The organism is Flavobacterium potami (assembly GCF_020026915.1).
In the GTDB taxonomy this organism is placed as follows: domain Bacteria; phylum Bacteroidota; class Bacteroidia; order Flavobacteriales; family Flavobacteriaceae; genus Flavobacterium; species Flavobacterium potami.
Genome location: NZ_JAINUY010000011.1, coordinates 1 through 14,285 on the forward strand (window position 1 = coordinate 1; position 14,285 = coordinate 14,285).

Here is a 14,285-nt window from a genome sequence, read left to right on the forward strand (position 1 = left end):
CAGTATAATTTTTATTGAATTTTTCAGAGAACAAAATATAAACTACAAATTCTTCCATTTTGTCAAATTGTTTTAAGAAAAAAAAAAACACCACTTTATAAAAAGTGGTGTTTTTACCTTGTAGCGAGGACGGGAGTTGAACCCGTGACCTCAGGGTTATGAATCCTGCGCTCTAACCAACTGAGCTACCTCGCCTGGACTGCTATCATGAATTCCTGATTGCGGGTGCAAAGATAGAAATAATATTAAAGCATACAAGCATAAAGTGAAGAAAAAAAAATATTTTTAAAAACGCATTGTTTTTGGACATATATTCTTATATTTCGAAAAAATTAAAAGTAGCACATGGATTCAAAAATACGTTACGAAATCGAGTTTCCGATCAATTCTTCGCCGCAATTATTGTATCAATATATATCAACGCCGTCAGGTTTACAAGAATGGTTTGCTGACAATGTTAATTCTAGAGGTGAGTTTTTTACTTTCATTTGGAATGATTCACAAGAAAAAGCACGTCTTGCTTCTAAAAAATCCGGAGAAAAAGTAAAATTCAAATGGGTAGATGAAAGTAGTAAGGATACAGAATATTTTTTCGAATTGCATATTTTAGTTGATGAGTTGACTAAAGATGTTTCATTAATGGTTGTCGATTTTGCTGATAAAGAGGAAGTAGGAGAGGCTAAACAATTGTGGGAGAATCAAATTTCAGATTTAAAACATCTTATAGGATCAGTTTAGTAAAATTCTATTTTATACCTTATATTTGCCCTGAACAAAATTCAGGGTTTTTTTATGATTAATTTTAACGGTAACATCGGGCAGGAAGAGAATATATTAACTCAAAATCGTGCTTTTTTATACGGTGACGGAATATTCGAAACAGTAAAAATTATCAACGGAAAAATTTTGTTCCTAGAAGATCATTACTTTAGATTAATGGCTTCGATGCGTGTGGTTAGAATGCAGATTCCAATGAATTTTACAATGGAATATTTTGAAGAACAAATTCTTAATTTGGTAAACAAATTAAATATTGCATCTTCAGCGAGAGCCAGAATAACTGTTTTTAGAAATGATGGTGGTCTTTATCTTCCAAAAAGCAATGATATCTCTTTTTTAATTAATGCTATTGTGCTTGGCAATACTTCTTACTCCTTAAATACAAAAGAATATGAAGTAGATTTGTATAAAGACTTCTATGTGACCAAACAATTATTATCGTCTCTTAAAACAACTAATAAGATGATTAATATTACTGGTAGTATCTATGCCCATGAAAATGATTTAGCTAATTGTATTTTGCTAAATGACAGCAAAAATGTGGTAGAAGCACTTCAGGGAAATCTTTTTATGGTTGTTGGAAAAAAACTCGTTACGCCTCCAGTTTCAGAAGGAGCTTTAAACGGAATTATGCGTAAGCAGATTTTAGCTTTAGCTAAGAAAATAGAAGGCATAGAGGTGTCTGAAGAAATAATTTCGCCATTTGATCTTCAAAAAGCAGACGAATTATTCCTGACCAATGTAATCACGGGCATACAGCCGATAACTAAATATCGAAAAAAGGATTTTACAACAAATCTGGCTCATTTATTAGTACAGAAACTAAATGAATCCATTTCTGAAAATTAATTCAGATATGGATTTTCAGGTGCGTTAGACCAAATTAGATAATCACCGCCAAGCTCAATAATCTGCTCTTTCCAAAAGTGGGTAGTAGATTTTCCGATAATTTTGTTTTTGTAATTATTATCAGCAATGATCCAAGAGTTTCCCTGCATTTCATTTTCAAGCTGATTTTCGTCCCAACCTGTGTAGCCTAAGAAAAAGCGAATGTTGTTTTTGCTAATAGCTCCACTGTTTATTAAGTCTTTTGTCGACTCAAAATCGCCTCCCCAGTAAATTCCGTTAGAAATCTCTACACTGTTTGGAATTAAATCTGGAATGTTGTGAATAAAATAAAGGTTGTCTTGTTCTACAGGGCCTCCGTTATATATCTTAAAGTTGGCATCAATCTCCGGTATTAAGTCACTAATGGTGTATTTTAATGGCTTATTGATAATAAAACCTATTGATCCTTCTTTGTTATGGTCTGCTAATAAAATTACCGATCTGTTAAAAGATAAATCTCCAATTATTGAAGGCTCGGCAATAAGCAGGTGTCCTTTTTTTAATTTTTCTGAAATCATACGGTTACAATTTTTATTAAATTTAATCATAAAAAAATTAAAATCACAAAAAAAATCGTTAAACCGCATAAAAAAACCTTCCATGAGGAAGGTTTTAATTATATTATAAGTTTAGAGAACTTTCTTACTTAGTTCACTGCACCTTCTAATTCAGCTCCAGCTTTGAATTTTACAACGTTTTTAGCTGCAATCTTAATAGTTTTTCCTGTTTGTGGGTTTCTACCATCTCTAGCAGCTCTGTTTGAAACTGACCAAGATCCAAATCCTACTAATGAAACTCTTCCGCCTTTTTTCAAAGTAGTTCCTACATTACCTAAAAATGACTCTAAAGCTAATTTCGCCGCAGCTTTTGTGATTCCTGCATCAGCAGCGATAGCATCGATTAATTCTGATTTGTTCATAATAATTAGTTATTAATTGTTGGTTAAAAAAAATTGTTAATACACAAATTTAGTAGGAAATCCGTTGCGTGCAAGTGTTTTCTTTAATTTTAGCAAAAATTGTTAATAACTTGCTTTTTTTGTTCATAAAGCGTGTTGTTCATCGATTTTACTTACGTATAAACCCTTGTTTTACTGACCTTAATACACTTTTGCAGCGTCCGAAAAGCTAACTCCATTTAATAATTCGGAGGCAAGCATTCTCTTTTTTCCTGGAAATTGTAGACTTAATAACTGAATAAAGCCCTCTTTTATTGCAATCTTGATTTCTTTTTTATTACTAATTAACTTTCCTGTCTCATAAGAATGTGATTCTGAGACTAGTTTTGCTTCGTAGATTTTTATATTTAATTCTTCATTCTGATCCTTTAAGAAACACCAAGATGCAGGATATGGACTCAAACCGCGAATCAAATTATTGATTTCTACTCCCGATTTGCTCCAGTCGATTTTGCAGTTTTCTTTGTTTAATTTATAAGCTGTTTTAATTTCGGCATTGTCTTCCTGAATGGTTGTCTTCACATTTCCTTTTTCAATGACTTTTAAAGTATCAATTACAGTCGAGCTTCCTAAATGCATTAAACGATCGTGCAGTTGTCCAGCAGTTTCTTCTGGTTCTATATTGATTTCAGAATTTAAAATCATTGCACCGGTATCAATTTTATCATCAATAAAAAATGTAGTGACACCAGTTTTGGTTTCTCCATTAATGATGGCCCAATTGATAGGGGCAGCACCTCTATAGTTGGGCAATAAAGAAGCATGTAAGTTGAATGTTCCTAAAGCAGGCATTTCCCAAACTACTTTTGGCAACATTCTAAAAGCAACTACAATTTGTAAATTGGCATTTAAAGCTTTTAATTCTGCTAAGAAATTTTCGTCTTTTAAATTGGTTGGCTGTAATAAAGTAAGATTGTTGGCAAGTGCGTATTCTTTTACTGCCGAATATTTTATTTTTTGTCCGCGCCCAGCTGGTTTGTCTGCAGCAGTAATTACGCCGACAACTTCATAGTTATTTTTAATAATGGTGTCCAAAATGCCCACGGCAAATTCTGGCGTTCCCATAAATATAATTCTCAATTTCTCCATTATGATTTTAAAGTGTATTTATTATTCGCTTGTATGGTAATATGATTGTTTTCGAGTAATTCTTGAAGAACCGAAATAATGTCTTTGGTATCCATTTTTATTTGGTTTTCAATTTCTCTGGAAGTTAAAGAGGCTGTTTTTAGCAACGAAAGGATTTTATCGGCAATCGAATCGGCTTCGGTTATTTTTCCTTTTTGTGTTATGCAGTAGGAACAAATGCCACAGTTTTCTTTGGTTTCTTCTCCAAAATAATCCAACACCAATCTGTTTTTGCAAGATTTGGTGTCTTTTATATAGTGTAAAACAGATAAAAGTTGTTCTTTTTTTACCAGGTTTTGTTTTTCTAAATATTTCGAAACTCTATTTATAGTATGATCATCTTCTCGAACTTCGTTGAACAATATAGTAGCGTCGTTGTTTTTAGATTTATATTCAATGATTTCTTTTTCTTTCAGTTTTTCTAAAAGAGCAATAATTTGTTCTTCTGTTCGATTTGATTTTTTTGCAATTAAACCTAGATTCAAATTTGATTTTACTTCATAAACGCCAGGATAAGTTCTTAAAATGGCCAAAATAATCTCTTCATCATTAGGATTAAGACTCATGTACCGAATCACTTCTTTGGATTCAATTAAAAACTGAATATTGATTTTTTCTGAAAATTCCTGAGACATTGTAATGATTCCCTGCTGATTCAAAAACTGTAAAGCATTGTACGTTTTTAAAGTTGGAAAATCATATTTGTTGCAAAAATGATTCATTTTAAAAGAAAACGATTCATCCAGTCCTTCGCCGTAGGCAATCTGGAAATAATTGCACAATTTGTTGTATACTGTTTTTAAGAATTTTTTATCTGGAAGAATATTCAAAAACTGCTCTTCGGTCTGAATTGCGTCAGAATTATTATAAAGCAAAACGGAAAAAGCTTTTGCTCCATTTCGTCCAGCACGTCCAGATTCCTGATAGTAATTTTCTAAGTTTTCCGGAAGCTGTGTATGAATAACCGTTTTTACATTGTCCTTGTCGATTCCCATTCCAAAGGCATTCGTAGCAACAATAACTTGTGCCTGCTCAGACATCCACAATTGCATGTTTTTGTCTTTTTCTTTTGAAGAAAGTCCGCCGTGATAATATGTTGCAGTAAAACCTAAAGATTGTAATTGCGAAGAAATGTTCAAACACGCTTTACGATTGCGTACGTAAATGATGGAAGGTTGCGGGTTCTTTTTTAAAATTTGTTCGGTTCTATATAATTTATCTTCTACCTCAAAAACCATATAGGCGATATTTTTTCGCTCAAATGATTGTTGAAAATGTTTCGGATTTTTTAATTCTAGTTGTGTTCTAATATCTTCAATAACTCTTGGAGTTGCCGTTGCTGTCAAAGCTAAAAAAGGAATTTTCGGAAAATACTTTTTCAGTTCTGAAATTTTAAGATACGCAGGTCTAAAATCGTGTCCCCATTGCGAAACACAATGTGCTTCGTCAACCGCAATTAAATTGATAGGTAGGTTTTTAATACGTTCCAAAATCCAATCAGATTGTAATCTTTCTGGCGATAGATATAAGAATTTGTAATTTCCGTATTGGCAATTATCTAAAAGATCAATTAATTCTTCGGTATGAATTCCGCCAGTAAGTGCGATGGCTTTAATGTCTCGTTTTTGAAGATTCATCACCTGGTCTTTCATTAAGGCAATCAAAGGTGAAATAACGAGACAAATTCCTTCCTGCATCATTGCGGGTACTTGGAAACAGATCGATTTTCCGCCTCCTGTCGGGAGTACGGCAAAAGTGTCCTGTCCTTCAAGAACAGAATCGATGATTTCTTTTTGCAACGGTCTAAAACTGTCGTGTTTCCAGTATTTTAGAAGAATATCCTGCGCTCCGAGCATTGCGTAAGTTTTAAAGTTAAAAATTTAGAAAAACAGTTTCTAGTTTTACAACTTTAAACCATGTCGCTAAATTTTGTCTAAGATATAAAGAATTCTGTTTTCAACTGTATCTTTTGGAACTTCAATCAGTTCGTAACCATATTTTTTATAGGTCTCAATAAGATGTTCCTGAATTTTAACAGCCTGCTCAAAATTTTCATAGCGTTCAGAATCACTTTGGTAAATTTCTTCCCAAGGCGGTAGAATAAAAGTTTTAGTGTATTTGTAATCTTCACAAGCTTGAACAAAACCTTCCGGATATTCGTCTCCGATATAGTCCATATAAGCTACGACATCTGGAATTCCTCGGTCAATAAAAACCACATTATCTGGTTCTTCAAGAGCGTTTTTGTATTGTTCAATACGTCCCTCTAGTAACATTTGACTAAACAAAAGAGGTTGTTCTAAAAACAATTGTTCGATACCTTCTTGCTGCGCTTTCATGGTAACCTGTCTGGATATTTCAGGATAGCAGCAAAAGCCACGAGCTACCAATTCGTTAATAAGTGTTGATTTTCCAGTACCAGGTCCGCCAAGCAAGACTATAATTTCTTTTTGCACTATTCTAAAAATAAAGCGCAAATTTACCTAAACTTATTTATAATTAAAAAGAATATTTATTAGAAACGAAAGATTTGATATTTTGATAAAGAGAGTTACTACTTTCGGTACTGTCTTTTGGGATAAAAAACATTATAAAAGATATCTCCTCAAATCGGAATTATTTCTAATAGACGACTCCTGCAAGGTTTTCAAAACCTTGTAGGTATTCGATAAACATTGCGTTGAACTGGACTGAAGTCCAGCTCTACAATATATGTTGTTCCTTCGGAACTGGAAAAAAGAGTCAGAGGCTCTCAGGATATTGTAGGGCTGGACTTCAGTCCAGTTGAAATGATAATTTATATGTGTCGCTCCGCTGGAGCTTTTGATTGTGTTAAATTGAATTTGCTATAAATATTTTGCTCCGCTGGAGCATTTTTTAAAATGATAAATCAAAAAAGATATTCCCAAATAAATTTATTTGAATTGCCGTTGGTTTTAACCAACGGGATTTTTGAATGTATAGAATTTCGGCTTTAGCCAAAAAAATTACTCACAAAACAAATACTTCCCAGAATTCTTTCCTTTTTTATTAGAAGGAACAATCAAATGCGAGTGAAACTTTTTACCATTCAAAACATCATTCACAAAATCCAAAACATATTGTTTCCCTTCATGAAAAAGGTAGCCTGAAAATTCATGTCCGCCACCACAGAAAGTAATCAATTCAATGTCCTTATATAAATCTTGCATTTGATTGTAAACGGCATAAGAACCAAAAAGAATCAGCCAGCCAGAAGCATTTGTTGGACAAGAACGATGCGAACCAGCCGCGTACGGAACAGTATCATCATTATTTCCGTGAGCCAATAACATAGGAATCGCTTTTTCTTTCGTAATCAAATTAATATCCTGAATAGCTCCCGAACCTCCAATGAAACCTTTGTATTTGAAGTTTTCTGGAAGATTGCTTTTGTATAAATTCATTAATTTATAATCCCAAAAAGAAGCTTGGAAACCAATTTCAGCGCCAGCACTAATACCAGAAATAAAGAATTTTGAAGTGTCAAGATTGTATTTGTCGGCATTTTCAATCATGAAAGCTGTCGCTTGCCACATATCGCTCACGCCAATTTGAATCGCTTTTATTTTTTCGGTTAAAGTTCCTTTACAGCCAAAATCTTTTCCTTTCATGTATAAACTATACGAAATACTCGCAACCGCATAGCCATTTTTAGCCATGAATAAACCGAAGTCTTTTTCGCTTGTACGCTCTCCGCCAGAAAAACCTCCGCCAAAAGCGAACATAATCAAAGGGATTTTTTCTCCTGCTTTTTTCTTTGGTAGATATAAATCTAAATCTAGTTTTAAAGTGTCGTTTTGAAAATAAGTCAGCGTTTTGACTTCTTGTGCGTTGCTATTGTAAAAAGTGAAAAATGTAAAAAGTAAGAAGAAGATTTTTTTCATTGTATTGTGTTTTTAATCTCGCAAAGTCGCGGAGTCGCAAAGTTTTTTTGCCACAAATTCCACGAATTTTCGCTAATTTTTATTTTTTTGATTTGCCAAGTTACTTAAAATTGATGAAATTGAATTTTAGGATTGAATAATTTGTGTTAATTAGTGGAATTTGTGGCAAAAAAACACCCTGATTTTTAGAGTCAAAAAATCTAAAATCTAAAATCTGAAATCTGAAATCAAAACCGTATATTTGCGTTTATTTTTAATTACGAATGGAGAACGATAAAGAAAAAAATACAGCCGAATTTTACGAAAGATTGAAATTGGAGCTTGATAACGCAAATACTTGGCCAGCAGAATACTTGTATAAATTCATTGTGCCATCTGTAGCAGATAATGTAGAGCGTGTCGAAAAAGCTTTTGACAGAATGGGAGCGGTTATTAAAACAACAAAATCAAAAACAGGTAAATTTACCAGTGTGTCTGTAGATGTTACCATGCACAGCTCAGATGATGTCATCAGTAAATACAAAGAAGTTTCTACAATAGAAGGTATAGTTTCATTATAGACTTATGATCGAAAAATATAAAAGAGAAGCCGCAAGCGATGTTGTTTACAATCTGGAATATAATTCCGAGAGACAACGCTTAATTATTCCCGAATATGGTCGTCATTTACAAAAATTGATTGATCAGGCAACCGCAATCGAAGATGATGAAACGCGCAATAAAGCAGCGAAATATATCATTCAGGTTATGGGAAGTCTGAATCCGCATTTGCGTGATGTACCAGATTTTCAGCATAAACTTTGGGATCAGCTTTTTATCATGTCTGATTTCAAACTGAATGTAGAATCGCCTTATCCGATTCCGTCAAGAGAAGTTCTGGAGTTGAAACCGGATGCTTTGCAATATCCACAAAACTTTCCAAAATATAGATTTTATGGAAACAACATCAAATATATGATTGATGTTGCTAATAAATGGGAAGAAGGCGAAATGAAAAATGCATTGGTAATGGTTATTGCCAATCATATGAAAAAATCTTTCTTAAGCTGGAACAAAGACACTGTAAAAGACGATGTAATTTTTGAGCATTTGTATGAATTGTCTGGAGGCAAAATTAATTTATTGCAAAGCACAGAAGAACTGCTAAATACAACAGATTTAATGCGTACCAACAAGCGTATGTCTAATAAAACAGCTTCTGGTGTACAGCCAAAAAATCAGAATAACAAAAACAATAATAATAAAGGCGGTCAGAAAAAGACGTTTCAAAAAAATAATAATCAGAAATAAAAAAGCTGCTAAGTTGCTAAGCTACTAAGTTGCTGAGTTTATACTTAGAATCTTAGGATCTCAGAATCTTAGAAACTTTGAAAGAACCTAAAAAAGATCTATGGGAATTTTTAAAATCGAAGGAGGAACTCCTTTAAAAGGAGAAATCACTCCGCAAGGAGCAAAAAATGAGGCGTTACAAATTTTATGTGCCGTGCTTCTAACAGGAGAGAAAGTAAAAATTAATAACATTCCTGATATTATAGACATCAATAAATTAATCACTTTGTTGGGTAATTTAGGGGTGAAGATTCAGCGTAATGAGCCAGGTTCGATTACTTTTCAAGCTGATGAAGTTAATGTAGGTTATTTAGAAACTGAAGCTTTCAAAAAAGAAGGTGGAGCGCTTCGTGGTTCTATTATGATTGTTGGTCCGCTTTTGGCTCGTTTCGGAAAAGGATACATTCCAAAACCAGGAGGAGATAAAATCGGTCGTCGTAGATTAGATACACACTTTGAAGGTTTTATTAACCTTGGAGCAAAGTTTAGATACAACAGAGAAGATCACTTTTATGGAGTAGAATCTCCAGCAGAAGGACTTCAGGGAACAGATATGCTTTTAGACGAGGCATCTGTAACCGGAACTGCAAACATTGTAATGGCTGCGGTTTTAGCAAAAGGAACAACTACAGTTTACAACGCTGCTTGCGAGCCTTACTTACAACAGTTATGTAAAATGCTAAACTCTATGGGAGCAAAAATCACTGGAGTTGGTTCTAACTTATTGACTATCGAAGGTGTTGAAAGCCTTGGAGGATGCGAGCACAGAATTCTTCCTGATATGATTGAAATCGGTTCTTGGATTGGTCTTGCGGCTATGACAAAAAGCGAAATCACAATCAAAAATGTTAGTTGGGAAAATTTAGGTTTGATTCCAAATACTTTCAGAAAACTAGGTATTACAATCGAAAAACGTAACGATGATATTTACATTCCTGCTCATAAAGACGGATATGAAGTAAAAACAGATATCGACGGTTCTATCTTAACTATTGCCGATGCACCATGGCCAGGATTTACACCTGACTTGTTAAGTATCGTTTTAGTTGTGGCAACACAAGCAAAAGGAGACGTTTTAATTCATCAAAAAATGTTCGAAAGCCGTTTATTCTTCGTGGATAAACTAATTGATATGGGAGCAAAAATCATGTTATGTGACCCGCACAGAGCTGTGGTTATGGGACATAATTTCGAATCTCAATTGAAAGCAACTACAATGTCTTCTCCTGATATTCGTGCGGGAATTTCATTATTGATTGCAGCGCTTTCTGCAAAAGGTACAAGTACAATTCAGAATATTGAACAAATCGACCGTGGATACGAGCATATCGATGAACGTTTAAGAGCAATTGGCGCTAAAATCGTAAGAGCATAAAAAAGTTAGCCACGACCCGAGCGATAGCGAACAGGCGAAGCAATTCATGAATTACACTAATTTTTAAATTTGAAATTCAATTACACGAATTTATTTTAAAAATTTGAGTAATAAAACACAAAGCTAATCTTCGTGTAATTTGTGAAATTCGTGGCGAAAAAAAATAGTTTGAATGACAAACGAACAAAAAGCTATAAAAGCTACTATCTTTAGTATAGTCGGAAACACCTGCTTAGCCCTTGTAAAAGGCTTAGCAGGTTTTTTTGGCAATTCTTATGCCTTGATTGCCGATGCGATTGAGTCAACAACTGATATATTTTCGTCATTTTTGGTTTTATTCGGAATTAAATATTCGAATAAACCGGCAGATGAAAATCATCCTTACGGTCACGGTCGTGCAGAACCTTTAATTACATTTTTGGTTGTCGGATTTTTAATTACTTCTGCAACTATTATTGGTTACGAAAGTATTGCCAATATTGGAACTTCGCATGATTTGCCAAAATCTTGGACATTATATGTTTTAGGAGCCATTATTATCTGGAAAGAATATTCATTCCGTTTGGTGATGAAAAGAAGCCGACAAACAAATAGTTCTTCTCTTGCGGCAGATGCTTGGCATCATCGTAGCGATGCAATTACTTCTGTTGCAGCGTTTATCGGAATTACGGTTGCACTGGTAATGGGAAAAGGTTACGAATCTGCTGATGATTGGGCGGCACTTTTTGCAGCTTTTTTCATTTTGTACAACAGTTATAAAATCTTCAGACCTGCACTTGGCGAAATCATGGATGAAAATCTTAATGATGATTTGGTGGAAGAAATTCGTGTTGTTGCTTTAACAGTACCAGGAATTCTAGGAACTGAAAAATGTTACATCAGAAAAGCGGGAATGCGTTATCACGTAGACCTTCATGCAATTGTTTCAGCTAAAATTTCAGTTAAAGAAGGACATGATTTGTCTCATAAATTACAAGATAAATTAAAAGAAGAAATTCCGCAATTAGGAAATGTCCTGATTCATATTGAGCCAGATGATTATCATTGTTAGTGGTTCAAAGGGACAAAGTAACAAAGGGACAAAGGAACAGAGGGACAGAGGGACAAAGGTCCTGAGGTGCTAAGAAGCTAAGGTTTCTTTCTGTTGAAACTATATTTTGTCAGGCTGAGCGAAGTCGAAGCCCACGCAAAGAGAATCAAAAAAAAATCCGCTTAAATCTGTAAAATCTGCGTGAAACCAGACATAAAGATTTGAGCGGTTTTTTTAAGGTAGCAATAACTTTGTCTCTTTGTTACTTTGTTGCTTTGTCCCTCTGTTACTCTGTTACTTTGTCCCCCTAATCTAAAACATTCAAAATCTTCACCCCAAATACAACTCCATTTTGCTGAATACCACTTTGATAAGAATGTACATAGTCAACACGGAATAATTTGAATTTTCCAAAACCAAGATTGTCCAAACCAACAGTAAATTCAGAATAAGGTTTTCTATCTGGAATGGCTAAGGAGTGAAATCCTAGGTTAAGAGTTGATTTTAAAAGATTTAAAAGCGGAATTTTATTCATTATAAAACCAGTGTCATTGTATTCAGAATGCAATTCAAAATAGCTGTCATTAGTGCTGTTTGTGTAGTAAGGCATTAAATTAAAAACATTCAGATAACGACTACTTGTGCCAATATGGGTTTGGTTTCCATTAAAATGTCTGTAATCTATAAAAGAGATATTCTCTGCATTAAAGAACTTTCCTGCTCTGAAATTAGTTCCGAGAACTCCTTTGTTGTTTAGAGATAAATCGTACTGAACAGAGGCGCCAATTCTTTCAAACTCATATTTCTTTTCACTTGCTGCGAATGCTTTTTCGAAAGCTAAATAAATGGTTGGATATTTATCGTTTTTGAAATTATATCTTCCGTCTGGTCTTGAAATATATTTGTTTCCAAAATTAATTCTTGTTGTAATAAGCGCTTTAAATAAATGATGCTGATCGAAGGCAGGAGTTGTAAAATCATTTGGAGCCAAAGGATTGTTTGACGAATAAAGATCATCTTTTTTAAAGAAAGAATAATCAGTCGTATTGAAAAGTGGTTTTCGTTGTTCGTAGCCAATTCTTCCAGTCAAATTAATTCCGTTTGCGATATCTTGTCCGTAATTGATTTGCGCAAATTCTAAATTGTACAGTTTCATATAATTATCCTTGAAAAACAAAGAACTTATCGAATTGACCAATTTGGTAATAGGTTCAGCACTGTTAAATTGTGCTGTTTTTGTTCCTCCAGATCCCCAAATAGTGGCATTGTTGATGTTGTTGAAACGATGACTGAATTCTCCGATCGCACGAAAACGTTCATCTGAAAAACCATAATTGAAAGTAGTGCTTATAAAAGTTTCTTTCCCTTTTTCATCATCCCATTTTCTAAAAGAAAAACCAGAATCGAAATTAAACCCCTGAACGGTATTAAAACTTAAAGAAGAAATATTCAACAAGCCTTTATACTCAAAAGAATATTTTTCGAATGTGTTTCTATAATCATAACCCATTGCAATATCCCAAACTTTAAATTTATTGTTTTTAGCATCTATCGAATCGGTATATTTTCTGGATTTTCTGATGGTTTGAAGGCTATCCTTTTTATTGTAATCGTTTTGTTCCTCAATCGTTAACGGAATCGGACGAATTTCATTCCAGAAAGAATCATCTTTTTTGTTTGCATTTGCTTCAAAAGCAACGATTTCGTTTCCAAAAGTTTTCTTCTCGAAAGAATATGGAAATTCATAATTGGAATAAACATAATTGAAATTTCCGGAAAACTTTATTCCAAATAATCCAGCATTAAACGAAAGGGTTTGTGCATTTTTAGACCATATTTTATTCTTAGAATTGTAACTGAAGCTTTGTTTTAGGTTCATTGTTTCAGTAAATTCATTTTTCATTCTGTAACCTTTTATGTCTAAATCTATGGCATAAATGGCAAAACTATCATCGACAATATAGATATAGCCTTCAAAGACAGGTTCCTTGTCGCGTCTTGGAATGACTTTAATCTTATTCACTTGTTGATTATTATCGTCGTAAAAAGTGCTTTCTAATTTATATTTGTAATAGCTGAAAGCATTGTCTGCGATTGGAGAAATCATTCTAACATCAAAATCTAAAGTGTTGTCATAGAAGTCATAAGTAGATAAAGCTGCGGTATTGTAGCTATAACCACGATTGTTTCCTGAAATTTTCGAAGCAATAATTTTTTCCTTCAATTTATCTGGTTTCTGAAAAGTGACTTTCGAAATAGTCTCCGACAAGTATAGAATTCCAGTTCCGGTTGAATCTAAGTTGGAAGCCATATCTGGACCTAAATCTACTTTCTGACCAAGAATTTTTTTAGGAAGATCTTTCACTTTGAACATACCTTTCGAATAAAAATCGGCTGTATAGCGTCCAGTTTTATATGAGTTTTCCTTTTTATTTGCAATTGCACTTTTGATAATCGCATTTGCGGGATTATTTTTGGGATCAATAACTACCTCGTTTAGCGCAAAGCTTTCTTCCTGAAGTTTTACATCTAAAGTGATGGTTTTGGAATCTGAACCAACTTTGATTTTTTGAGTTTTAAAACCCAGATATTGAAAAACGATTTTGTTTTTACCAATTTCTTTTATATTCAATTGATACTTTCCTTGCTCGTTTGAGGTTGTTCCAGCATAAGTGTTTTCTTCAAAAACCGATACAAAAGGAAGTGGATTTCCTTTGTCATCTGTTATAGTTCCTTTGATTTGGGCAAAGTTTGAAATCGAAAATAATAGAAAGGCAATTAAAGTAAAGTTTCTCATGAAAGGGTGGTATATCTTACAAAAATATAATAAGTTAAATCTGAGCTTATTAATAATTTGTTAAATTGTATGAGAGACTAAAAAGACTGATTTTT

At 33.6% G+C, this 14,285-nt stretch carries 13 protein-coding genes and 1 tRNA gene; 6 read left to right on the forward strand and 8 right to left on the reverse strand.

Going from position 1 to position 14,285, the window contains the following annotated elements; genetic code table 11:
- Positions 1-121 precede the first annotated feature (121 nt).
- Positions 122-195: transfer RNA gene (locus K6T82_RS23130), tRNA-Met, on the reverse strand.
- Positions 196-345: 150 nt separating this feature from the next.
- Here K6T82_RS23130 and K6T82_RS23135 point away from each other — a divergent pair.
- The gene (locus tag K6T82_RS23135; protein ID WP_223711251.1) at positions 346-738 is read left to right on the forward strand and encodes an START-like domain-containing protein; all 393 of its coding nucleotides are present in this window, start codon (positions 346-348) and stop codon (positions 736-738) included.
- A gap of 54 nt (positions 739-792) precedes the next feature.
- Positions 793-1,629, forward strand: a complete 837-nt coding sequence (locus K6T82_RS23140; RefSeq protein ID WP_223711254.1) for an aminotransferase class IV — start codon at positions 793-795, stop codon at positions 1,627-1,629.
- Here K6T82_RS23140 and K6T82_RS23145 read toward each other — a convergent pair.
- The 6 genes from K6T82_RS23145 to K6T82_RS23170 form a co-directional block, all read right to left on the reverse strand.
- A complete protein-coding gene (locus K6T82_RS23145; protein ID WP_223711257.1) occupies positions 1,626-2,186 on the reverse strand; it encodes a YqgE/AlgH family protein in 561 nt (186 codons plus the stop codon). The two genes, K6T82_RS23140 and K6T82_RS23145, sit on opposite strands and share 4 nt — an antisense overlap.
- Before the next feature lie 128 nt (positions 2,187-2,314).
- The gene (locus K6T82_RS23150; RefSeq protein ID WP_223711259.1) at positions 2,315-2,587 is read right to left on the reverse strand and encodes an HU family DNA-binding protein; all 273 of its coding nucleotides are present in this window, start codon (positions 2,585-2,587) and stop codon (positions 2,315-2,317) included.
- Positions 2,588-2,767: 180 nt separating this feature from the next.
- A complete protein-coding gene (gene fmt, locus K6T82_RS23155; RefSeq protein WP_223711262.1) occupies positions 2,768-3,715 on the reverse strand; it encodes a methionyl-tRNA formyltransferase in 948 nt (315 codons plus the stop codon).
- Positions 3,715-5,610, reverse strand: a complete 1,896-nt coding sequence (locus K6T82_RS23160; protein WP_223711263.1) for a RecQ family ATP-dependent DNA helicase — start codon at positions 5,608-5,610, stop codon at positions 3,715-3,717. The genes fmt and K6T82_RS23160 overlap by 1 nt, the downstream gene beginning before the upstream one ends.
- A 66-nt stretch (positions 5,611-5,676) precedes the next feature.
- Complete coding sequence (locus K6T82_RS23165; protein ID WP_223711266.1) at positions 5,677-6,210, reverse strand: AAA family ATPase; 534 nt, start codon at positions 6,208-6,210, stop codon at positions 5,677-5,679.
- 531 nt (positions 6,211-6,741) lie between these two features.
- Positions 6,742-7,659, reverse strand: coding sequence for a carboxylesterase family protein (locus tag K6T82_RS23170; protein WP_223711268.1), 918 nt, complete (start codon positions 7,657-7,659; stop codon positions 6,742-6,744).
- A 263-nt stretch (positions 7,660-7,922) separates the two neighbouring features.
- Between K6T82_RS23170 and K6T82_RS23175 the strand changes: the two genes are divergently transcribed.
- The 4 genes from K6T82_RS23175 (at position 7,923) to K6T82_RS23190 (ending at position 11,414) form a co-directional block, all read left to right on the forward strand.
- Positions 7,923-8,219 carry a DUF493 family protein gene (locus tag K6T82_RS23175; protein WP_035649758.1) on the forward strand — a complete coding sequence of 99 codons (297 nt, stop codon included), beginning with the start codon at positions 7,923-7,925 and terminating at the stop codon, positions 8,217-8,219.
- A gap of 4 nt (positions 8,220-8,223) precedes the next feature.
- Positions 8,224-8,949, forward strand: a complete 726-nt coding sequence (locus K6T82_RS23180; protein WP_223711270.1) for a DUF4290 domain-containing protein — start codon at positions 8,224-8,226, stop codon at positions 8,947-8,949.
- A 100-nt stretch (positions 8,950-9,049) separates the two neighbouring features.
- Positions 9,050-10,363, forward strand: coding sequence for a UDP-N-acetylglucosamine 1-carboxyvinyltransferase (gene murA, locus K6T82_RS23185; protein ID WP_223711272.1), 1,314 nt, complete (start codon positions 9,050-9,052; stop codon positions 10,361-10,363).
- 172 nt (positions 10,364-10,535) lie between these two features.
- Entirely contained in the window at positions 10,536-11,414 is an 879-nt protein-coding gene (locus K6T82_RS23190) for a cation diffusion facilitator family transporter (RefSeq protein WP_223711274.1), read from the forward strand.
- A 286-nt stretch (positions 11,415-11,700) separates the two neighbouring features.
- On the opposite strand, the gene K6T82_RS23195 is transcribed toward K6T82_RS23190, so the two are convergent.
- The gene (locus K6T82_RS23195; protein ID WP_223711276.1) at positions 11,701-14,190 is read right to left on the reverse strand and encodes a DUF5686 and carboxypeptidase regulatory-like domain-containing protein; all 2,490 of its coding nucleotides are present in this window, start codon (positions 14,188-14,190) and stop codon (positions 11,701-11,703) included.
- Between the last annotated feature and the right edge of the window lie 95 nt (positions 14,191-14,285).

What these genes read in the sequence shown, in the direction of transcription:
- K6T82_RS23135 (WP_223711251.1), top strand. Translation starts at nt 346, where the DNA reads ATGGATTCAAAAATACGTTACGAAATCGAGTTTCCGATCAATTCTTCG.
- K6T82_RS23140 (WP_223711254.1), top strand. Translation starts at nt 793, where the DNA reads ATGATTAATTTTAACGGTAACATCGGGCAGGAAGAGAATATATTAACT.
- K6T82_RS23145 (WP_223711257.1), bottom strand. Translation starts at nt 2,186, where the DNA reads ATGATTTCAGAAAAATTAAAAAAAGGACACCTGCTTATTGCCGAGCCT.
- K6T82_RS23150 (WP_223711259.1), bottom strand. Translation starts at nt 2,587, where the DNA reads ATGAACAAATCAGAATTAATCGATGCTATCGCTGCTGATGCAGGAATC.
- fmt (WP_223711262.1), bottom strand. Translation starts at nt 3,715, where the DNA reads ATGGAGAAATTGAGAATTATATTTATGGGAACGCCAGAATTTGCCGTG.
- K6T82_RS23160 (WP_223711263.1), bottom strand. Translation starts at nt 5,610, where the DNA reads ATGCTCGGAGCGCAGGATATTCTTCTAAAATACTGGAAACACGACAGT.
- K6T82_RS23170 (WP_223711268.1), bottom strand. Translation starts at nt 7,659, where the DNA reads ATGAAAAAAATCTTCTTCTTACTTTTTACATTTTTCACTTTTTACAAT.
- K6T82_RS23175 (WP_035649758.1), top strand. Translation starts at nt 7,923, where the DNA reads ATGGAGAACGATAAAGAAAAAAATACAGCCGAATTTTACGAAAGATTG.
- K6T82_RS23180 (WP_223711270.1), top strand. Translation starts at nt 8,224, where the DNA reads ATGATCGAAAAATATAAAAGAGAAGCCGCAAGCGATGTTGTTTACAAT.
- murA (WP_223711272.1), top strand. Translation starts at nt 9,050, where the DNA reads ATGGGAATTTTTAAAATCGAAGGAGGAACTCCTTTAAAAGGAGAAATC.
- K6T82_RS23190 (WP_223711274.1), top strand. Translation starts at nt 10,536, where the DNA reads ATGACAAACGAACAAAAAGCTATAAAAGCTACTATCTTTAGTATAGTC.
- K6T82_RS23195 (WP_223711276.1), bottom strand. Translation starts at nt 14,190, where the DNA reads ATGAGAAACTTTACTTTAATTGCCTTTCTATTATTTTCGATTTCAAAC.